Here is a 20022-nt window from a genome sequence, read left to right on the forward strand (position 1 = left end):
CCGCCCCCGCCGCCGCCGCCACCGCCGCGCGGCGCCGAACCGCCGCCCAGGGGCTCGCCGGACTGCAGCCGCTTCAGCGCCTCCTCCGGCCCCGGAAGGTCGGCGGCGTAGGCCAGCCGCACCAGGGCCATCTCCACCGCATCGGCCGGATTGGGCGCGCGCCGCACCTCGTCCAGCGCCTTCAGCAGCATCTGCCAGGTGCGCGACAGGGTGGCGGCCGGGATGGCGGCGCCCAGGGCCGCCAGCTTCTGCGCCTGGTCGTTGGGCAGGCGCGTCGCATTGGGCCCCAGCATCTTGGCCACCGAGGCGGCGTGGCAATGCTCCAGCAGGTCGTTGGTCACCTGCACCGGATCGGCGCCGAAGCCGTAAAGCGTGCGGAAGGTCTCCAGCGCCTCGGGCGTGCGGCCGGCCATCACGCTTTCGAACAGGGCGATGGTCTGGGTGCGGTCGGCCAGGCCCAGCATGTCCCGCACCGTCTCGGTCTTGACCGTCTCTCCCCCCTCGGCCTGGACCAGGGCCTGGTCCAGCAGCGACAGGCCGTCGCGGACCGAGCCTTCGGCCGCCCGCGCGATAAGGGCCAGGGCGTCGCCCTCGATCTTCATGCCTTCGCGGTCGGCGATCCGGCCCAGGTGCTCCACCAGGATTTCCGGCTCGACGCGGCGCAGGTCGAAGCGCTGGCACCGGCTCAGGATCGTCACCGGCACCTTGCGGATCTCGGTGGTGGCGAAGATGAACTTGGCGTGGGGCGGCGGCTCCTCCAGCGTCTTCAGCAGGGCGTTGAACGCCTGCGTCGACAGCATGTGGACCTCGTCCAGCACATAGACCTTGTAGCGCGCCTCGACGGGCGCATAGCGAACGCTCTCCAGGATGTCGCGGATGTCGTTGACGCCGGTGTGCGACGCCGCGTCCATCTCCATCACGTCCATGTGCTGGCCCGCCATGATGGCGGCGTCGTGCCGCCCGTGGGCGGTCAGGGCCAGCGACGGCCGGTCGATGCTGTCGGTCTCGTTGTTCAGGGCGCGCGCCAGAAGGCGGGCCGTCGTCGTCTTGCCGACCCCGCGCACTCCGGTCAGCATGAAGGCGTGGGCGATGCGCCCGGTGGCGAAGGCGTTGGTCAGGGTGCGCACCATCGCCTCCTGGCCGATCAGGTCCTCGAAGGTGCGCGGGCGGTATTTGCGCGCCAGCACCTGATAGGCGGCGCCGTCCTGAGCCGGCGCCTCCTGGGCCGCCGGAGGGGCCGTCGCGACCGGCGCGGCGATCGGCGCAGGCTCGGCCACAGGGGCGGGCTCGGCCGCGGGCGCGCCGAACATATCGTCGGTGTTCTCGTCGCGTTCGACGACGTCCTCGTCCCAGGGCGGGCCGTCCAGATTCGGGTCGCTGTCCGTCATGGCCCCGTCTTACCGCGAAGGACGGGGACGGTCAGGCGGAATCTCAGAAGCCCTGCGCGCGGGCCAGTCGCTCGCTGTGGAAACCGGCGTCGCCCAGCAGTTCGTTCAGCACCCTTGCCCGCTTCATGAACAGGCCGACGTCGAACTCGTCGGTCATGCCGACGCCGCCGTGCATCTGCACCGCCTCCTGCACCGCCAGTTCCGCCACCCGCCCGGCCTTGGCCTTGGCGATTGAGGCGGCCAGGTCGGCGTCTTCGCGCCCCGCATCGAGGGCCTGAAGCGCGCCCAGCGTCGCCGCGCGCGCCAGCTCCAGCTCGGTGAACAGGTGCGCGGCCCGGTGTTGCAGGGCCTGGAACTCGCCGATCAGCTTGCCGAACTGCTTGCGGGTGCGCAGGTACTCCAGCGTGATCTTGAACGCCTGGTCCCCCGCGCCGGTCAGGCTGGAGGCCGCGCAGGCCCGCCCCAGCGCCAGGGCGCTGTTCAGCAGCGCCTCGCCATTCCCCACCTCGCCGATCACCGCATCGGCGTCGACCGCGACGTCGTCCAGGACGACCCGCGCGGCGTTGTGGGCGTCGACCATGACGGTGCGCTCGATCTCCACCCCCGCCGCCTGGGGGTCGACCAGGAACAGGGTCGTCCCCTCCTCGGCCCTCGCCACGACGATCAGGGCATCGGCGACATGACCGTCCAGCACGAAGCCCTTGGCGCCGTTCAGCCGAAAGCCGTTGCCGGCCCGCTCCGCTCGCGTCACGATCTTCGCCGGCGCGTGCTTGGCGCCCTCGTCCAGGGCCAGCGACAGGATGGCCTCGCCCGCCGCGATCTTCGGCAGCCAGGCCTGTTGCGCCTCTGATCCGCCGTCGGCCAGCACCTTGGCGGACAGCACCGCCGACCCCATGAAGGGCGAAGGCGTCAGCGTCCGCCCCAGGCTCTCGGCGATCACGCCCGCCTCGACCGCGCCCAGTCCGGCGCCGCCGTGTTCCTCGGGAATGATGACGCCGGCGAAGCCCATCTCGCCGAACGCCCGCCACAGGTCGCGCGACACGCCGTCGGCGTCGCGGTCGTCACGCAGCTTGCGCAGATGGGCGATGGGGGCGTTCTCGGCCAGGAAGCCGTCGGCGGCCTCCTGCAGCATCGCCTGCTCTTCGGTCAGGATCAGGGGCATGGCTCAGGCTCCCGGCAGTTGCAGCAGGTGTTTGGCGATGATGTTCAGCTGGATTTCGCTGGTCCCGCCCTCGATGGAGTTGGCCTTGGTGCGCAGCCAGTCGCGGGCGGCCGAGCCGCCGCGCGAGCGTTCGCTCTCCCACTCCAGCGCGTCCGCGCCGCCCGCCGCCATCAGCAGTTCGTGGCGGCGTTTGTTCAGCTCGGACCCATAGTATTTCAGCATGGAGGCGATGGCCGGATGCGCCTGTTTCGCCTTCACCTGATCGCCGACCCGCTCCATCGCCAGGCGGAAGGCGGCCTGGTCGATCTCCAGCTCGGCGATGCGCGCGCGCAGCATGGGCTCGTCCAGCCGGCCGGCCTCGTCCGTCCCCACGGCGTCCAGCGCGACCTGCCCCACCGGCCGACCGCCCGCGACCTCGCCCATCGCGCCGATCATCGTCCGCTCGTGCGCCAGCAGATGCTTGGCCACGTCCCAGCCGCGGTTCAGCGTCCCGACCAGGTTTTCCTTCTCGACCCGCACGTCGTCGAAGAAGGTCTCGCAGAAGGGCGACTTGCCGCTGATCAGGGTGATCGGCCGCGTCGTCACGCCCGGCGTCCTCATGTCGAATAGGACGAAGCTGATCCCCAGGTGCTTGGGCGCCTCCGGATCGGTGCGCACCAGGCAGAAGATCCAGTCGGCCTTGTCGGCGTAGCTGGTCCAGATCTTCTGGCCGTTGACGATCCAGTGGTCGCCGCGATCCTCGGCCCGCGTCTGGATCGAGGCCAGGTCCGACCCCGCGCCCGGCTCGGAATAGCCCTGGCACCAGCGGATTTCGCCGCGCACGATCTCGGGCAGGAAGCGCCTCTTCTGCGCCTCGGTCCCGAAGGCCAGAAGCGCCGGCCCCAGCATCCAGACGCCGAAGCTGTTCAGCGCCGGCTGGGCCTTGATGCGCCGCAGCTCGGAGGCCAGCACCTTGGCCTCCTCGCGGCTCAGGCCGCCGCCGCCGTATTCCCGGGGCCACTCCGGCGCGGTCCAGCCGCGTTCGCCCATCCGCTCCAACCACAGCCTGTGGCCGGGCGTGGCGAAGACGGCGTCGCGCCCGCCCCAGATCATGTCGGCCTCCGAGGTCATCGGCCCGCGCACCTCGGGCGGGCAGTTCGCCTCCAGCCACGCGCGCGTCTCGGCGCGGAAGGTCTCTAGATCGGTCATTCGCGTGTTCCCCGCGTTTCCTCTTTCCGGGGACGTTAGCAGATGGGTTTCGATTGACCACGGTCACGTAGGGGAAGCTTCGCCTCCCGCCGCAACAGCATCGCTTCTCGCGCGTTCGTCAGGCCCAGGGGGACCGTCGATGACCTATCTCACCCGCGCCGTCTTCGCCGGCGCCAGCCTGCTGCTCCTGCTGTCGGCCATGGCCCTGATCGGCTTTGGCGTCAGCGACGCGATCGACAGCATCCGTTCGCCGGACCAGTCCGGCGCCGACGCGGTGCTGGACGTGCTGGGCTATGTCATCGTCGCCATCGCCGTGTTCGACGTGGCGAAATACATCTTCGAGGACGAGGTCCGGCGCGGAAACGAGAAGCGCAGCGCCGCCGAGGCCCGCCGCAGCCTGACCAAGTTCCTCTCCACCATCGTCATCGCCCTGTTCCTGGAGGCGCTGGTGGTGGTGTTCAAGACCGCGCGCGCCGACGTCAGCCAGCTGATCTACCCGACCGCCCTGCTGATCGCCTCGGTCCTGGTGCTGGTGGGCCTGGGCGCCTTCCAGCGCTTCTCCGCGACGGTCGAGGAGAAGGTCGGCGACGACGACGAGGCCGAGGAGCGCAAGGAAAAGGCGCGGCGCGCCTCCGCCCGCTGACCTCAGCCCTTCTTGGGCAGGAAGGGCGAGAAGGTGATGACGGTGAAGGTGTCGCGCACGTGCGGCCGGGTCTGCACCTGTTTCGTCACGAAGGTCCCGATGTCGGCGTCGCGCGGCAGGTTGAACTTGGCCAGGAGGTCGTGCTGGCCCGAGGTCGAATAGACCTCCGAGACGTTCTCGACATTGTCCACGATGTCGGCCGCCACCTCATTGGCGAAACCCGGCTCGGTTTTGATGAAGACGAAGATGGCGGTCATCATGGCGGTGGTCTCCCTGCCCGGCTTCTAGCGTATCGCACCGCGCGCGGTAAGCCGGCCAAAGCGTACGCTTCCGCACACGGGTTTCCCAGAAAATCCAGCGTTCACCGTCCCTTAGCAGACCCTGACTAGGTTTGGCTCAAAGGAGCGCGACGATGACCCTCACGGCCGACGACCGACGACCCCTTCTTCATCGCCTCATCGCCGCCGGCCACCTGCGGTACTGGATCATCGCCAGTTGGGCGCTGGCGCTGTGGACGACGACCAGTTTTAGAGTCGCGGCGACCTGGTTCGTCGTGGCCACGGTCGCGGGCATGATCCGCACGGTGGTGGAAGGCCGCGCCGGTCCGCGCGGCGCGTCGCCGACTCTGTTGCGGCTGCTGGTGGCGACGGTGTCGTGCGCCATCTGGGCCGCGGCGCCGTGGCTGTCCTTCACGGCCGGCAGCCTGTTCAGCGTGGCGGTGGGGGTCGCTCTGCTGATGGCGGGCTATGTTCTGGTCTTCACCCAGATGCGCGCGGCGCCGCGGGAAGCGATGATCGTATCGGCGCCCTATTCAGCGATGGTGGTGTTTCTGATCGTGGGGCTGTGGGGGTCGCCCGGGTTCTGGGTCGTGCTCGGCATGGTGCCGGTGCTGGGGCTGGCCTTGCTGATCAAGGTGGTGATCACCCAGATGCGCGACGAGGAGCTGGGCGCCGTCAACCGTCGTCAGGCCGCGTTGATCGTCGAACTGGAGCAGGCGCGCGACCGCGCCAACGCCGCCAACGCCGCCAAGTCCAACTTCCTCGGCGTCATCTCCCACGAACTGCGCACCCCGATGAACGGCGTGCTGGGCGCCGCCGAACTGCTGCGCCTGTCACAGCTGGATGCGCGCCAGACGGGCTTCGTCGACATCATCACACAGTCGGGCCAGGGCCTGATGTCGCTGCTGAACGATATCCTGGACGTGACCAAGATCGAGGCCGGCAAGATGGACCTGACCGAAGCCCTGGTCGAGACCGACGGCCTGGCCCAGCGCCTGGTGGGGCCCATGGCCGCCCAGGCCGAGGCCAAGGCCCTGCGTTTTACGGTCGAGGTCGTCGGCGAATGGCCGGTCCTGATACGCGCCGACGTGCTGCGCCTGGCCCAGATCAGCCACAACCTCCTGGCCAATGCGATCAAGTTCACCCCCGTCGGCGAGGTCGGCCTGCGCCTCACGGGCCAACGCCTGGCGGACGGGCGCCTGGGGTTCCGGCTGGACGTCCGCGACAGCGGCATCGGCATCGCGCCCGAAAACCTGGCGGCGCTGTTCCAGCCCTTCAGCCAGGTCGACGCCTCCTCGACCCGCCGCTTCGGCGGCACCGGTCTGGGCCTGAGCATCTGCAGGCGCCTGGCCGAACTGATGGGCGGCGAAATGACGGTCCAATCCGTCGCGGGCGAAGGCTCGACCTTCACCCTGACCGCCGCCTTCGACGCCGTCGACTGGCCCGCGTCGATCGACCAGGCGGCCTGACGGGGGCGCCTGAGGGAGCGGCCTCGCTAACGCGGTTTGACTTGACGCCGCGTCCCCGACGTCCGAGGTCGGGCCGAACCCGTCGCAGAGGAAATACCCATGGCCCACGATCGCGTCAGCGTGCTTCAGGCGCTCGAGACCCAGGGCGTATGCCCGGTCTTCTATCATCCCGATCCCGAGGTCTGCCTCAACGTGATCCGCGCCAGCGCGCGGGGCGGGGCGAAGGTGGTCGAGTTCACCAACCGAGGCGACTTCGCCTGCGACCTGTTCGGCGAAATCAATCGCGAGCTGAGCCGCACCGACCCGGACATCGTGCTGGGCATCGGCTCGGTGGTCGATGCGGGCACCGCCGCCCTGTATCTGAACCGCGGCGCGCGCTTCGTGGTCAGCCCCTGCCTGGTCCCCGAGGTCGCGCGCGTCTGCAACCGCCGCATGGTCGCCTACTTCCCCGGCTGCGGCTCGGTCACCGACATCGGCGAGGCGCACGAACTGGGCTGCGACATCGTCAAGCTGTTCCCGGGCTCCTCGGTCGGGGGGCCGGACTTCGTCAAGGCGGTGAAGGGACCGATGCCCTGGGTCAAGATCATGCCCACCGGCGGCGTCGACCCGGACGAGGCCTCCATCGCCAAATGGTTCGGCGCGGGCATCGTCGCGGCGGGCATGGGCTCGAAACTCGTCACCGACGCCGCGGTCAAGGCCGGCGACTGGGCCGGGATCGAGGCACAGGTGAAGAAGACGGTCGAGGCCGTCGCGGCGTTCCGCGCGAACAAATGATGTGCGCCCCTCTCCCGCCGGGAGAGGGGTCGGCTACTCGTCCTTGCCGGCGACGGCGCGGCGGCCGTCGCCCTTGCGGCGCAGGATCGGCGCCAGCGCCTTGCGGTCCTCGGCGTTCATGGCGGCCAGGATGGCGACGGCGTCGTTTTCCAGCCGGGCGCGGCCGCGCATCTCCGCCGCGCGCGCCTGCTCCAGCAGCGCGCGAACACGGGGCTGGTCCAGCGTCGGCCGCCCGGCCACGTCGATGGCCTCGCGCCGGGCGCTCCGCGCCGCCTCGAAATCGGGCTTGGCGGACAGGGCCGAGCGGCGCATCCGCTGGCGGGCGTCGTCGCGGATCGCGGGATCGAGGCCGGCCAGCACTTCCGCCAGGGCGTCTTGTCGGCCGGACCCACGCTGGGCGTCCACCTTGCGCTCCACCTGGGCGCGGCTGACGACATAGGCGCCGGCTCCGGCCAGGGCGAAGACATTCAGCGCCACGGACACGGCCAACACGATCTTCAGCGTCCGAACCCTCATCCCAGCACCTCGGTGTCGTCCACGCCGCTCAGCGTCGCCTGGTACAGGATCGCGTCCGCCTGCTCGTCGGCGGTGAGGTGGGTGGTCAGACCGACGCCCGCGACCACGCCGGCGCAGGCCGCCGCCGCCCAGCCGGCGCCCAGGAACCAGAAGATCCGGCCGAGATGCGCACGCGCCTCGCGCGCCTTGGGCGCGGCGGCCAGGATGCGCGTCGCAAGGACGGCCGAGGGAACCGGGCGCGGCGAGGCGTCCAGCAGGCCATCCAGCGCCGCCGCCTCTTCCAAGGCCGCGCGCGCGGCCGCATCGGTCGCGATCAGGCTCTCGGCGAAGGGCCGCTCCGACGCCGGCCAGCGACGCAGATCGGCGCCGTAGGCCTCCGCCAGCGCTTTCAGCCGTTCGATCGTCATCGTCCGTCTCCTCCGCCTTTCGGCGACAAATCAGCGAGGCTCTGGCGCAATGCGCGACGTCCCCGCGACAACAAACTCTCCAGCGCCTCGACGCTGATGTCCATCAGGGCGGCCGCCTCGATGTTGGACAGGTCCTGATAGTGGCACAGCACGACCGCCTCGCGCTGGCGATCGGGCAGTCTGGCCAGGGCCGCATCGACCCGCGCGCCCGTCTCGGCCGCCAGCAGTCCCCGGTCCGGCGCCGGCCCCTCGTCCGGCCGGTCCGGCGGCGCGGCGGTCGGGATCTCGCGCCGCCGCCGCAGCCGGTCGTAGCAGAGGTTCAGCGCCACCCGGTGCAGCCAGGTGTCGAACCGCGCCTTGCCGGCCTGCCATTTCGGGGCCTGACGCCAGGCCCTCAGCATGGCCTCCTGCGCCACGTCCTCGGCCTCGGCCGCGTCGCCCAGCATCCGATGCGCCAGGGCCAGGATGCGCGGCAGCTTGCGCTCGACCAGAACCTGCGACGCCGCGGGGTCGCCTTGACCCACGCGGCGCACCAGATCCTCGTCGGGGTCGACTGCGACCAAACCCGCCTCTTCCGCTAGCGACGAAAGGGACCGATTCACCCATCGCGGCCGATCCCGACACGGTTCTTACTCCGAAGCCGGCGCCGGGGAAGCCGGTTGTCGCATCCGGCGGGTCTCGCGGCGCTGTTCGCGATGCGCCATGCGCGCGGCGCGCTGCTCCTCAGCGGTGACGAAGCCGTCGCTGTTCGCGTCCAGCTTGGCGAACCGTTCGGTCATCTTGGTCCGCACGTCGGCGATGACCACCGGTCCGCGCTCGGCCTGGGCGCGAGGGCCCTGAAGGCGATGGCCGGCGCGCATGGCATGGCGGCCTCCACGGCCGGCCCGTTCAGCGCGCGCGCCGCGTTCGGGCCGCGCGGCATGGCCCGCGTCGAACTCGGCCCGGCTGATCGAACCGTCGCCGTTCGCATCCAGCTTGGCGAAGCGCTGGTCGGCGCGCTCGGCGCGGCGGGTCTGCATGACCGCCTGCATCTCCGCACGGCTGACCGAGCCGTCGCGATCGGCGTCGGCGGCGCTCAGGCGGGCCAGACGCCCGTCCACGAACTCGGCCTGGCTGATCCGGCCGTCGTTATCGGCGTCGCCCCGAAGGACGCGCGCGCGTTCGGCGCCGGGCTGCGGCGTGGGTTGGGCCGTGGCGACGCCGGCGACGGCGGCCAGGGCGACGGCGGCCACGCCGCCAATGATTGTCTTCTTCATTCCGATGGTCTCCTGCGGTCGCACACGCGACCCTTGTTCAACCCTGTCGAGCGTTGAACGCGGAAGACCGCCTTATCCGTCGCGGGCGGCCGGAACGGCGCGTTCGAAGGCCGTGCGCGCGCGGGCGCGCAGGTCCGTCAACTCGCGCTTCAGCGTCTCGAAGTCCGGCGCGCCGGCGGCCTCGGCCAGGCGAAGCTGAAACACGGAGGGCTCGGCCTCCGGGTCCACCCGCCCCTCGAACCCCGCCGACAGCAGCTGGCTCAGCCGCTGCTGCAGCCGCCAGGCCTCGGCCAGCACCGGGTCGTCGTTCAGGGCCTCCAGCGTGGAGACGGTCAGCGGCTCGCCGATCGCCGCCGCCTGGAGCTGGCGATACTGGGCGGCGAACTCGGCGTCGACCTGGCCGCCGGGCGACAGCTTCAGGTCCCAGAATCCGTGCGGCCGGCGCTCGCGGTCCATCAGGGCGCGCATCTTGCGGACGTCGGCGGCCACGTCTACGCCGGGGCGAGGACGCCGCAACACCCCCTCGATCGTCTCGGCCACCCGGGCGGCGAAGGCCGGGTCGCTGGCCCACACCACGCGCGCGCGGGTCAGGACCATGAACTCCCAGGTCTCGGCCTCGGCGGCGTAGTAGTCGTCGAAGGCGGACAGCCGCACCGACACCGGCCCCTTGGACCCTGTCGGGCGAAGCCGCATGTCCACCTCGTACAGCCCGCCCTCGGCCGTATGCGCCGACAGGGCCGAGATCAGCCGCTGGGTGAAACGGACATAGAAGACGTCCGCGCTCCAGCCCTTGATCGACGATTGCGCGCCGTCGGCCGCCGCATACAGCGTCATCAGGTCCAGGTCCGACCCGGCCGTCATCTCGCGCGACCCCGCCTTGCCCAGGGCCACCACCGCCACCGCCCCGGGAAAGTCGCCGCCCAGGCGTTCGGTCTCGGCCAGGGCGGCGGGGCCCAGGGTGCGCATGGCGGCGTCGGCCAGGGCGGCGTAGGCGCGACCCGCCGCTTCCGGCCCCGCCCGGCCGGTCATGGCGTGAAGGCCGATGCGGAACAGCTGTTCGCGATGCAGCCGGCGCACGGCGTTCATCGCGCCTTCGAAATCCCCGGCCTCTCTGGCCTCGCGCGCCATCTGTTCGACCAGGCCGGTGTCCTCGCTCAGGTCGGTCAGGAAGCGGGCGTCCAGCACCCCGTCCAGCGCCGCCGGCTGACGCCCCAGCGTCCGCGCCAGGCGCGGGGCGAAGGCCATGACGCCGACCACCATCTCGAACAGCTTCGGCTGGTTCAGGAACAGCGCCTGGACCTGCACCCCCGCCGCCAGGCCCGAGAAGAAGGCGGCGAAACGGGTGAATGCGGCGTCCGGCGCCCCGGAACGCGCCAGCGCCTCCAGCAGGCGCGGCGCCAGGCGGGTGAACAGCTCGCGCCCGCGCGCCGTCCGCGTCGCGGGAATGCGGCCGTGGTGCCAGCTGCGGATGGTGTCGGCGACCGCGCCCGGCTCGGCGAACCCCATGCGCGACAGGGTGGCCAGGGTCTCCGGATCGTTCTCGACGCCCGTGAACACCAGACTGCCGTAGACCGAATCCAGCTCCTCCCCGCCCTCGAACAGCTCCCCATAGCGCTGGTTGACGCCCAGCAGCAGCCGTTCGACCGCGGCGTCGAACGCCGCCAGATCCGCTTCGCCCGCCAGCGCCGCGACGGCGGCGCGGCGCTCGGCGTCCTGCGGCAGCCGGTGGGTCTGCTCGTCGTCCAGCATCTGCACGCGGTGCTCCAGCCCGCGCAGTTCGACATAGGCCGACGACAGCGCCTGGACGACCTCGGGCGGCACATGGCCAGCGGCGGACAGGGCCTCCAGCGCGTCCAGCGTGCGGCGCTCGCGCAGCTCCGGATCGCGGCCGCCCAGGATCAGTTGCTGGGTCTGGGCGTAGAATTCGATCTCGCGGATGCCGCCCCGGCCCAGCTTCAGATTGGCGCCGGCGGCCTCCAGCCCCTCGCCGGTCTTGTGCACGTGGATCTGGCGCTTGATGGCCTGGATGTCGAGCACGGCGGCGTAGTCCAGGCTGCGACGCCAGATGAAGGGGACCAGCGCCTTCAGGAACCGGCCGGCGGCGCGCATGTCGCCCAGGACGGGCCGGGCCTTGATGAAGGCCGCCCGCTCCCAGTTCTGTCCCACGCTCTCGTAATAGGCCAGCGCCGCGGGGGCCGCGACCACCGGCGGGGTGGACGACGGGTCGGGGCGCAGCCGCAGGTCGACGCGAAAGACATAGCCGTCGGCGGTCCGCTCGGTCAGCAGACCGGCCACGCCCTTGGCGACACGATTGACGAAGTCCTGCATCTCCTCGCCCTCACGCAGGGCCAGCGTCAGCAGGCGCGGCTCGTAGAAGAGCGAGATGTCGATGTCGGAGGAATAGTTCAGCTCATTGGCGCCGTGCTTGCCCATGGCCAGGCCGAACAGACCGGGGACCGGCCCGCGCGCATCGTCCGGGGACGAGATCAGCCGGCCCCGCGCGCGCTGCTCGGCGCCGACGGCCCGCAGCGCCGCCCGGCAGGCCGCGTCGGCGAAGCGCGACAGGGCCTCGGTCACCTGGTCCAGGCTCCACACGCCGCCCAGGTCGGCCAGCGCCGTCAGCAGATGCAGGTCCGCCTTCAGCACGCGCAGCGGCTGTTTCATCGCCTCCGGCTCGTCGTCCAGCGCGTCGGTTCGCGACAGGATGTCGGCCAGGGCCGCGTCCGGATCGGCCTCCAGGATCAGGCGCAGGTGCGCGGGGCGCCGTCGCATCAGGCCGGACAGATAGGGCGAGGCGCCGGCCACAGGCGCCAGCGCGGGCCAGGCCGCAGTCAGGGTGTCGGACCAGCCGTCCGTCCGCGCGGCCTCGGTCAACGCCTCATGCAGGCGGTCGGCGGCGGCGGGATTGGCGACGGGACCGGCTGGCCGCAGGTCTTGGAACAGTGGCTTGGCCATAAGATCATCCGCGGAAAGAAGGGTCAGCTTGCAGCCGGCGGCAGCACCAGCGCGACCCGCAGGCCCGGTCCGAAGCCGCCGTAGGCCCCTGGTCCTTCGTCCAGCACCACCCGGCCGCCGTGCGCCTCGGCCACCGCCGTCACCAGCGACAGCCCCAGGCCCGAGCCGGGCTCGGTGCGGCTGTTGTCCAGCCGGACGAAGCGCTGGACCACCCGCTCGCGGTCTTCCTCGGGCACGCCCGGCCCGGTGTCGGTGACGGAATATTCGATCTCGCCCGACGACCGCCGCCGCGCCCTCAGCTTCACCGCCCCGCCCGCCGGCGTGTACTTGATGGCGTTGTCGATCAGATTGGCCAGCGCCTGGGCCAGGAACGGCTGGTTGCCCTCGACCATCAGCCCCTTCTCCACCTCGGCCGAGAAGTCGATGTCCTTGTCCTCGGCGGCCGGCTCGTAAAGCTCGGCCATGTCGGCGGCCAGGTCCGAGGCGTCGAACACCTGTGGATCGGGGGCCCCGCCCGCCTGCAGCCGCGCGATGGCCAGGACGGTGTTGAAGGTCTTCAGCAGGTGGTCCGCCTCGTCCAGGGCGATGCTCAGGGCGTCCACGCCGTTGACCTTGCCCGCCTCGGCGTCGATCAGCGCCACCTCCAGCTTGGCCCGCATCCGGGTCAGCGGCGAGCGCAGGTCGTGGGCGATGGCGTCCCCGGCGTGACGGATCGAGGCCATCGACGCCTCCAGCCGGTCCAGCATGGTGTTCAGCCCCTGGCCCAGTTCGTCCAGCTCGTCGCCCGAATGGCGGATGACGGCGCGCTGCTTCAGGTCGCCTTCCTGCACCGCCTGCACGACGCGATTCAGCTGGCCCATGGCCGCCTCGACCCGGCGGCTGATGTAGAGGCCGCCCGCCAGCCCCAGCAGCATGACCAGCGCCATCGCCCCCCAAAGGGCCTGGGTCAGGCGTGAGAGATATTCCTCGATCCCGCCGATATCCTCGCCGACGAACAGCGTCTCGCCGCCCGCCAGCGGCAGGATCACGCCGATCGAGCGGCGGTTCTCGACCCGCCCGTCCTCGTCGGTGGTGGTCAGTCGGAAGGTGCTCCATTCGCCGCGACCGGCCTGGCGCGCCCGCTTCAGATCGAAGGGCATGACCGACAGGTTGCCGGTGACGATCTTTCCGTCGGCGCCGGTAAGCAGATACAGATAGGGGCCGCCGCGGATGGTGCGCTCCACCAGCGCCTGGTTCAGCGCATCGACGCCGCGCGTCCGGTGGATGGCGGTCAGGGCGTTCAGCTCGCCCTGCACGTCCGCCTGGGCCCGCGCCTGGGCCTCGGACGCCGAGGCGAAATAGACATAGGCCAGGATCGCCCCCGCCGCCGCCACGAACAGCGCCAGAAACAGCAGCGTCAGCCGAAACGGCGTGCGGCGAAGAAGGGAAGGAAGGCGCATCTATTCTCCCTCCCCTTCATGGGGAGGGTGGCGGCGAAGCCGCCGGGTGGGGTTCGTATTCCCGCCCCCATCGCCGGCCCCACCATCCGACCGAAGTCCGGGGCGCGCCTCCAGCGTTCGCATGACATGCTCCATGACTTCGCCGATGTGATCGCGGATGGACGGATTGTCGAAACGCAACGTCAGAAAACCCTCTGTCGCCAGGGTCGCATCGCGGCGCGCGTCATGCAGCGCCTGCGCGTCCTCGCCGTGATGCTGACCGTCGACTTCAATCACCAGCCGTCTCTCGAAACAGACGAAATCCAGGAAGTAGCCGCGAAACGGCGCCTGCCGTCGGAAATGATACCCTTGGGCGCGGAGACGTTTCAGGTTCACCCACATCCGCGCCTCGGGCGGCGTCATCGTCTTGCGCATGGCCCGGGCGCGGCTTGTCGCTTCTGACACGGTATTTCCCCACCCGGTCTCGCTTCGCTCGACCACCCTCCCCATGAAGGGGAGGGAGAATTCTACGCCTCCAACCGATACCCCGCGCCGCGCACGGTCTGCAGCATGGCCTTGTCGAAGCCCTTGTCGATCTTGGAGCGCAGGCGGCTGATGTGGACGTCGATGACGTTGGTCTGGGGGTCGAAATGGTACTCCCAGACCTTCTCCAGCAGCATGGTGCGGGTCACCGACTGGCCGGCGTGGCGCATCAGGAACTCCAGCAGCTGGAACTCGCGCGGCTGCAGGTCGATTTCGGTGGTCCCGCGATGCACGGTGCGGCCGATCAGGTTCATCTCCAGCTCGCCGACCTTGAGCACGGTCTGGACGCCGCCGGTCTCGCGCCGACGCGCCAGGGCCTCGACCCGCGCGATCAGTTCGGCGAAGGCGTAGGGCTTGACCAGATAGTCGTCGGCGCCGGCCTTAAGGCCCGTGACCCGGTCCTCGACCTCGCCGAGCGCCGACAGGAACAGCACCGGCGTCTGGTCGCCGCCCTTGCGCACCGTCTCGACCATGCCCACCCCGTCCAGGCGCGGCATCATCCGATCCACGACATAGACGTCATAGCCGCCCTTCTGCGCCTCCAGCAGGCCGAAGGCGCCGTCGACGGCGTGGGTCACGTCGTGGCCCGCCTCGGTCAGGCCCCGCACCATGGCGGTCGCCGCCTCGGCGTCGTCCTCGACCACCAGAATCCGCATCGGCCCTCTCCCGGAATCAAAATCGCCGCCGATGGTAGCGCATCGGCGGCGATTGACGAGTTAAGGCTTTTTCAGACTGCCGATCAGTTCTTGTCGCCCAGCGGCAGGACCACCGGCGCATTGCCCTGCGGCGTGCGCATCAGCAGCAGGACGCCCGGACGGCCGGCGTTCTTGACCGTCTCGACCGCGCCCTTGAGATCGGCGGCCGAACGAACGCTGCGGCCGTTCGCCTGAAGGATGACCATGCCGGGTTGGAACCTCAGCGCGGCGGCGCGCGACTGCGGGCTGACCGCGGTCACCACCAGGCCGTCGACACTGTCCGGGATGTCGAAGCGGCGACGCAGCGCGCCGGTGACGGGCGCCACGGTCATGCCCTCGACGACTTCGCCCGAGGCGGCGCCGGGATTGGCCGGCGCGCCCGAGCCGCTGTCGCCGCTGGACGCGACCTCGAGGTTGGCCGGCCGGGTGCCGGCGCGGATGTTGACCGTCTCGCGTCGACCCTCGCGCAGAACCTCCAGACGCAGATCATCGCCCGGCTTGGCGGCGCCGACGGCGCGGGTCAGTTCGGTCGAACCTTCCACCGGCTTGCCGTTCAGCGCGACCACGACGTCGCCGGGCCGCAGACCGCCGCGCGCCGCGGGGGCGTCCGGCGTGACCTCGGCGATGTAGGCGCCCTTCTGCGATTCCGGCAGGCCCAGGCTTTCGCGATAGTTGTCCAACAGGTTGGTGATCTGGACGCCCAGATAGCCGCGCTCGATGCTCTCGCCGCGCATCAGGCGGCCGGTGATCGACTTGGCGGTTTCGGCCGGAATGGCGAAGCCGATGCCGACCGAGCCGCCGGTCGGCGAGAAGATCGCCGAGTTCACGCCGATCACGCGACCATAGATGTCGAACGTCGGGCCGCCCGAGTTGCCCCGGTTGATGGCCGCGTCGATCTGGATGTAGTCGTTGTAGCCCTGCGGATCGATGTCGCGCGCCTTGGCCGAGACGATGCCCGCCGTGGCGGTGCCGCCCAGGCCGAAGGGGTTGCCCACGGCGATGACCCAGTCGCCGACGCGCGGCTCGGCCGTCTCTTCGAAGCTGACGTATTTGAAGTCGTTGCCTTCGACCTTGATCACGGCCAGGTCGGTGCCCGCGTCGCGGCCGATCAGCCGGGCCGGCAGTTCGCGGCCGTCGGACATCTTCACCTTGATCTCGGTGGCGTCGGCGACGACGTGGTTGTTGGTGACGATGTAGCCGTCCTGCGAGATGAAGAAGCCCGAGCCGGCGCCCTGGGTGGTCTGCGGCTCGGCGTCCTGGCCCTGCTGACCGCCGCGTCCGTTCGGCGGCACGAACTGGAACGGCAGGCCGGGGATCTGGAACATGCCTTGCGGCTGCTCGACCGGCACCGTCACGTCGATCTGCACGACGGCGGGCGCGACCTGTTCGAAGATGGTGGCGAAGCTGTTGGGGGCGCCGGGCGGGGGCGAGAAGCTGTCGCCGTTGGCCGGCACGGGGGTGATCCGGTTCACCGCCTGGGGCTCGGCGTGCGCGCCCGGCCAGGTGATGACGCCGCCGGCGGTCGCGGCCGCCGCCAGGGTCAGGCCGGCCGCGGCCCCCAGAATGAACTCCTTGCGCTTCAGCATCGTGGTCCTTGCGATCCTCTGTCCGGGCCGAGCGGGCCCGGTTCGCGTCTGATATAGGCCGATCGGCCCGAAGGCCAAAATCCGCCCGCCGATCGTTGTTCCCGCCTAGCGCCCGTCGTGAGGCGAGCTTGCGTCAGCTTCGCGGCGAAGAGTCTCATTTTGGAGAAGATCGTCCAGGCGACGCTGCTCCTCGGGCGACAGGGGCTCGGCCTCGGCCGGGCGCCGCCGCGCGCGCCCGATCAGGATCAGGCCCGCCAGCGCCGCCAGCACGAACGGTCCGAACCACAGCAGCCAGGTCCCCAGCCGCACGGGCGGGCGGAACAGCACATAGTCGCCGAACCGCCGCACCAGGTCGGCCCGGACCTGATCGTCGCTCGCGCCCTGGGCGATCTCCTCGCGGATCAGGCGACGCATGTCGCCGGCGACGCCCGCCGGACTGTCGGCGATGGATTCGTGCTGGCAGACGACGCAGCGCACGTCGGCGAACAGCGCCCGGGCCCGCGCCTCCTGCGCTGCGTCCGTCAGCGGGCGATCCGGCGTGGCGGGGGGCTCGGCCGCCGTCAGCATCACCGCCAGCGCCGGCGCAGCCAGCAGGACCAGGGCGCGCCTCATGCGGGCTTCCTCCGCCGTGCGCCGACGCCCAGCCGCAGGCGCCGGTCCATCAGCGACAGCACGCCGCCCAGCGCCATGATCGCGGGCCCCAGGAAGATCAGCCGCGCCCACGGGTTCCAGTACAGGCGCACGGTCCAGGCGGGTTGGCCGGCCGCCTCGGTCCGCTCGCCCAGCACCACATAGACGTCGTTAAGGCCGCGGAAATCGAGGCCGACCTCGGTCGTGATCTGCCCCCCGGCGGGGAAGAAGCGGCGCTCGGGCGTCACCGTCTCGGCCCGGCCGCGCCCATCGATGCGCCGCACGGTCAGCCGGCCCTGCTCGGCCAGATAGTTGGGCCCTTCGACCACGCGCACCTGATCCAGCGTCACGGCCCACGGCCCGGCGGAGACGCTCTGGCCGACGGCTAGCGCCCGCGCGCTCTCGGCCTTGAAGCCGGTCTCGACCACCGCCCCCAGGATGAAGACCCCCAGCCCCAGGTGCGCCAGCGCCATGCCCCAGGCGCCCAGCGGCAGCCCCCTGAACCGGCGCAGGTTCTCGGCCGCGGGCGCCCGGAACAGGCGGCCGCGATCTGCGAGCTCGGCCAGCGACCCGGCGATCAGCCAGCCGCCCAGGCCGACGCCGGCGGCGGCCAGCGCCTTTCTCGGCTCGAACAGCGCCCAGGCCAGCAGCGCGGCGACGACGGCGATGGCTGCGGCCGCCGTCAGCCGCTGCAGGGCGCCGGTCAGGTCGCCACGCTTCCACGCCAGCAGCGGCCCGGCGGGCAGGATTATGAAGGCGACGATCATCAGCGGATTGAAGGTGGCGGCGAAATAGGGCGGACCGACGGAGATGGTCGCGCCCGACGCGGCCTCGAGGATCAGCGGATAAAGCGTGCCCAACAGCACCGTCGCCGCCGCCGCCGTCAGGAACAGGTTGTTCAGCACCAGCGCCCCTTCGCGGCTGACGGGGGCGAACAGGCCGCCGCCCTTCAGCTGGGGCGCGCGCCAGGCGAACAGGGCGAAGGCGGCGCCGGCCGTGACGCCCAGGATCGCCAGCAGCATCAGCCCCCGCTCGGGATCGACCGCGAAGGCGTGCACGCTGGTCAGGACGCCCGACCGCACCAGAAAGGCGCCCAGCATCGAAAAGCTGAACGCCAGGAGCGCCAGGAACACCGTCCAGCCCGCCAGCGCCCCCCGCCGCTCGGTGACCACGGCGCTGTGCAGCAGGGCCGCGCCCGCCAGCCACGGCATGAAGCTGGCGTTCTCGACCGGATCCCAGAACCACCAGCCGCCCCAGCCCAGCTCGTAATAGGCCCAGAACGACCCCAGGGTGATGCCGACGGTCAGAAAGGCCCAGCTGGCCAGGGCCCACGGCCGCACCCAGCGCCCCCAGGCGGGCCAGAAGGCGGTCTGCGCCCGCCCCTCGATCAGGGCGGCGACCGCCAGGGAGAAACAGACCGAAAAGCCGACGTAGCCGGCGTAGAGCAGCGGCGGATGCCCCGCCAGCGCCGGGTCCTGAAGCAGCGGGTTCAGCGACGCGCCCTGGAACGGCGCGGGGTCCAGGCGCGTGAAGGGGCTGGAGGTGAAGACCGCGAAGGCCAGGAACAGCGAGCCCAGCGCTCCCTGCACGGCGACGGCCGATGTCTTCAGTCCGAACGGCAGGCCGCGCGCCCGCGACAGGGCGCCGCCGAAGACGGTCAGCACCAGGCACCACAGCAGCAGCGACCCCTCGTGGCTCCCCCAGGCGCCGGCGACCTTGTACAGCATCGGCTTGTCGGTGTGGCTGTTGGCCGCCACGTTCGAGACCGAGAAGTCCGAGGTGACGAAGGCGAAGATCAGCGCGCCGAACGCCAGGGCGATCGCCCCCGCCGCCGCCAGGGCCGCCCCCTCGCCCGCCCCGGCCAGGACCGGGCTGCGTCGCCACCGCCCGACCCCCGACAGCGCCGTCTGAAGCACCGACAGCGCCAGGGCCAGCAACAGGACGAAGGTCCCGAACTCGACGATCATAGGCTCTCAGTCGCGCTAACGGCCTGCGGCCTGCTTGAGCGCATCTCTGTCGCGCTAACGGCCTGCGGCCTGCTTGAGCGCATTTCTGCCGCGCTAACGGCCTGCGGCCTGCTTTCGCGCGGGTCCGTCTCGCCCTCGGGCCGCCACTCGCCCTTTTCCTTCAGGCGGTCAGCGACCTCGCGCGGCATATAGTTCTCGTCGTGCTTGGCCAGGACCTGGCTGGCGTGAAACACCCGGTCCGGGCCGAACGAACCCTGCGCCACAATGCCCTGCCCCTCGCGGAACAGGTCCGGCAGGTCGCCTTGGTACCTGACGCGCGTGGTCGCGGCGTTGTCGGTGACGGCGAAGACGACCGAGCCGTCGGCCCCCTTCGCGACGCTGCCCGCCTCCACCAGCCCGCCCAGACGGATGTTGCGCCCCTCGGGGGCCTTTTCGGCGGTCGCTTCGGACGGCGAATAGAAGAAGGTCACGCTGTCCTGCATGGCCCACAGCGACAGGCCGACCGCCAGCGCCAGGATCGGCGCGGCGGCGGCGACGATCCACAGGCGCCGGCGCGCCTTGGGCGATTTGGGCAGCCAGCTCATGCGGCGCTCGATCCGGGGTCGGAGGACGGGAGGGGCGGAGATAGCGCCGGGTCAGGGCGGAGCCAAGGCGTCATTGCGCAGCACTCTCGGCTGGGCGGGTCGCGCCCTCCGGCGGCAAGCGGCGCTCCAGGTCCTGACGGCGCGGGTCGGCGGGATCCAGGGCGGCGATCAGCGGCGTCCACTGCGCGCGGGTCTCCGCCGCGTCGCCGCGCACAAGCGCCGCCTCGCCCAGGAAGAAGCGCGCCCCCAACTGGTCGGGATCGTGCCGGACCGCCTCGCGGAAGGCGGCCTCGGCGTCGGCGCCGACGCGGCCGTCGTTGGCGCGCACCAGGCTTTCGCCCAGGCGCGCCCAGGCCTGGGCGTCCGTCGGCTCCAGCTCCACCAGACGGCGAAAGGCCGAGGCGGCGCCCAGCGGATCGTCGGCCTGGAACCGCGCCACGCCCAGCATGGCCAGCGCCCGCCGGTCGTCCGGCCGCTCCCGCACCACGCGCCCCACCACCGCCGCCATCTGCGGCGGCTCCAGCGTGTCCAGCTCGCCCGCCCACTGGTCGACGCGGCGCTCA

Annotated in this window: 20 protein-coding genes; 3 read left to right on the top strand and 17 right to left on the bottom strand. The window is 71.1% G+C overall.

Annotation, left to right across the window (positions count from 1 at the left end):
• From ACE3PU_RS10505 to ACE3PU_RS10515, 3 genes are all read right to left on the bottom strand, one after another.
• Positions 1–1388, bottom strand: a 1388-nt coding sequence (locus ACE3PU_RS10505; protein ID WP_374389465.1) for a DNA polymerase III subunit gamma/tau, incomplete at its 3' end; no start/stop codon positions are given.
• Between the two features lie 43 nt (positions 1389–1431).
• On the bottom strand, positions 1432–2550 hold the full coding sequence (locus ACE3PU_RS10510) for an acyl-CoA dehydrogenase family protein (protein WP_374389467.1): 1119 nt from the start codon (positions 2548–2550) through the stop codon (positions 1432–1434).
• Between the two features lie 3 nt (positions 2551–2553).
• The gene (locus ACE3PU_RS10515; RefSeq protein WP_374389469.1) at positions 2554–3738 is read right to left on the bottom strand and encodes an acyl-CoA dehydrogenase family protein; all 1185 of its coding nucleotides are present in this window, start codon (positions 3736–3738) and stop codon (positions 2554–2556) included.
• A 139-nt stretch (positions 3739–3877) separates the two neighbouring features.
• Here ACE3PU_RS10515 and ACE3PU_RS10520 point away from each other — a divergent pair, with 139 nt between their 5' ends.
• On the top strand, positions 3878–4381 hold the full coding sequence (locus tag ACE3PU_RS10520) for a GNAT family acetyltransferase (protein ID WP_374389471.1): 504 nt from the start codon (positions 3878–3880) through the stop codon (positions 4379–4381).
• Positions 4382–4383: 2 nt separating this feature from the next.
• Here the strand turns inward: ACE3PU_RS10520 and ACE3PU_RS10525 are convergent, their stop codons facing one another.
• On the bottom strand, positions 4384–4641 hold the full coding sequence (locus ACE3PU_RS10525; RefSeq protein WP_374389473.1) for an Lrp/AsnC ligand binding domain-containing protein: 258 nt from the start codon (positions 4639–4641) through the stop codon (positions 4384–4386).
• Between the two features lie 152 nt (positions 4642–4793).
• Between ACE3PU_RS10525 and ACE3PU_RS10530 the strand changes: the two genes are divergently transcribed.
• Complete coding sequence (locus tag ACE3PU_RS10530; RefSeq protein ID WP_374389475.1) at positions 4794–6128, top strand: sensor histidine kinase; 1335 nt, start codon at positions 4794–4796, stop codon at positions 6126–6128.
• A 99-nt stretch (positions 6129–6227) separates the two neighbouring features.
• Positions 6228–6902, top strand: a complete 675-nt coding sequence (locus ACE3PU_RS10535) for a bifunctional 4-hydroxy-2-oxoglutarate aldolase/2-dehydro-3-deoxy-phosphogluconate aldolase (protein ID WP_374389477.1) — start codon at positions 6228–6230, stop codon at positions 6900–6902.
• Positions 6903–6935: 33 nt separating this feature from the next.
• Here ACE3PU_RS10535 and ACE3PU_RS10540 read toward each other — a convergent pair whose 3' ends face one another.
• The 13 genes from ACE3PU_RS10540 to ACE3PU_RS10600 form a co-directional block, all read right to left on the bottom strand.
• A complete protein-coding gene (locus tag ACE3PU_RS10540; protein WP_374389479.1) occupies positions 6936–7418 on the bottom strand; it encodes a periplasmic heavy metal sensor in 483 nt (160 codons plus the stop codon).
• A complete protein-coding gene (locus ACE3PU_RS10545; RefSeq protein ID WP_374389481.1) occupies positions 7415–7825 on the bottom strand; it encodes a hypothetical protein in 411 nt (136 codons plus the stop codon). The genes ACE3PU_RS10540 and ACE3PU_RS10545 overlap by 4 nt, the downstream gene beginning before the upstream one ends.
• Positions 7822–8388, bottom strand: coding sequence for an RNA polymerase sigma factor (locus ACE3PU_RS10550; protein ID WP_374389483.1), 567 nt, complete (start codon positions 8386–8388; stop codon positions 7822–7824). The genes ACE3PU_RS10545 and ACE3PU_RS10550 overlap by 4 nt, the downstream gene beginning before the upstream one ends.
• Positions 8389–8454: 66 nt before the next feature.
• Positions 8455–9081 (bottom strand): EF-hand domain-containing protein, encoded by a 627-nt coding sequence (locus ACE3PU_RS10555; RefSeq protein ID WP_374389485.1) that lies wholly within the window; start codon positions 9079–9081, stop codon positions 8455–8457.
• A gap of 72 nt (positions 9082–9153) precedes the next feature.
• Positions 9154–12036, bottom strand: a complete 2883-nt coding sequence (locus ACE3PU_RS10560; RefSeq protein WP_374389487.1) for a bifunctional [glutamine synthetase] adenylyltransferase/[glutamine synthetase]-adenylyl-L-tyrosine phosphorylase — start codon at positions 12034–12036, stop codon at positions 9154–9156.
• Between the two features lie 23 nt (positions 12037–12059).
• A complete protein-coding gene (locus tag ACE3PU_RS10565) occupies positions 12060–13475 on the bottom strand; it encodes an ATP-binding protein (protein ID WP_374389489.1) in 1416 nt (471 codons plus the stop codon).
• Positions 13476–13889: an endonuclease domain-containing protein gene (locus tag ACE3PU_RS10570; RefSeq protein ID WP_374389491.1), complete on the bottom strand. Its 414-nt coding sequence runs from the start codon at positions 13887–13889 to the stop codon at positions 13476–13478. It abuts the gene before it with no gap.
• 92 nt (positions 13890–13981) lie between these two features.
• Positions 13982–14653: a response regulator transcription factor gene (locus ACE3PU_RS10575; RefSeq protein ID WP_374389493.1), complete on the bottom strand. Its 672-nt coding sequence runs from the start codon at positions 14651–14653 to the stop codon at positions 13982–13984.
• An 83-nt stretch (positions 14654–14736) separates the two neighbouring features.
• Entirely contained in the window at positions 14737–16278 is a 1542-nt protein-coding gene (locus tag ACE3PU_RS10580; protein ID WP_374389495.1) for a Do family serine endopeptidase, read from the bottom strand.
• Between the two features lie 105 nt (positions 16279–16383).
• Positions 16384–16890 (bottom strand): cytochrome c-type biogenesis protein, encoded by a 507-nt coding sequence (locus tag ACE3PU_RS10585; RefSeq protein ID WP_374389497.1) that lies wholly within the window; start codon positions 16888–16890, stop codon positions 16384–16386.
• Positions 16887–18875, bottom strand: a complete 1989-nt coding sequence (locus tag ACE3PU_RS10590) for a heme lyase CcmF/NrfE family subunit (RefSeq protein WP_374389499.1) — start codon at positions 18873–18875, stop codon at positions 16887–16889. The genes ACE3PU_RS10585 and ACE3PU_RS10590 overlap by 4 nt, the downstream gene beginning before the upstream one ends.
• The gene (gene ccmE, locus ACE3PU_RS10595) at positions 18872–19459 is read right to left on the bottom strand and encodes a cytochrome c maturation protein CcmE (protein WP_374389501.1); all 588 of its coding nucleotides are present in this window, start codon (positions 19457–19459) and stop codon (positions 18872–18874) included. Before ccmE ends, ACE3PU_RS10590 begins: the two co-directional genes overlap by 4 nt.
• Positions 19460–19529: 70 nt before the next feature.
• Positions 19530–20022: tetratricopeptide repeat protein (locus tag ACE3PU_RS10600; RefSeq protein WP_374389503.1), on the bottom strand; the 493-nt coding region annotated here is incomplete at its 5' end.

The organism is Brevundimonas sp. (assembly GCF_041911375.1).
Taxonomy (GTDB): domain Bacteria; phylum Pseudomonadota; class Alphaproteobacteria; order Caulobacterales; family Caulobacteraceae; genus Brevundimonas.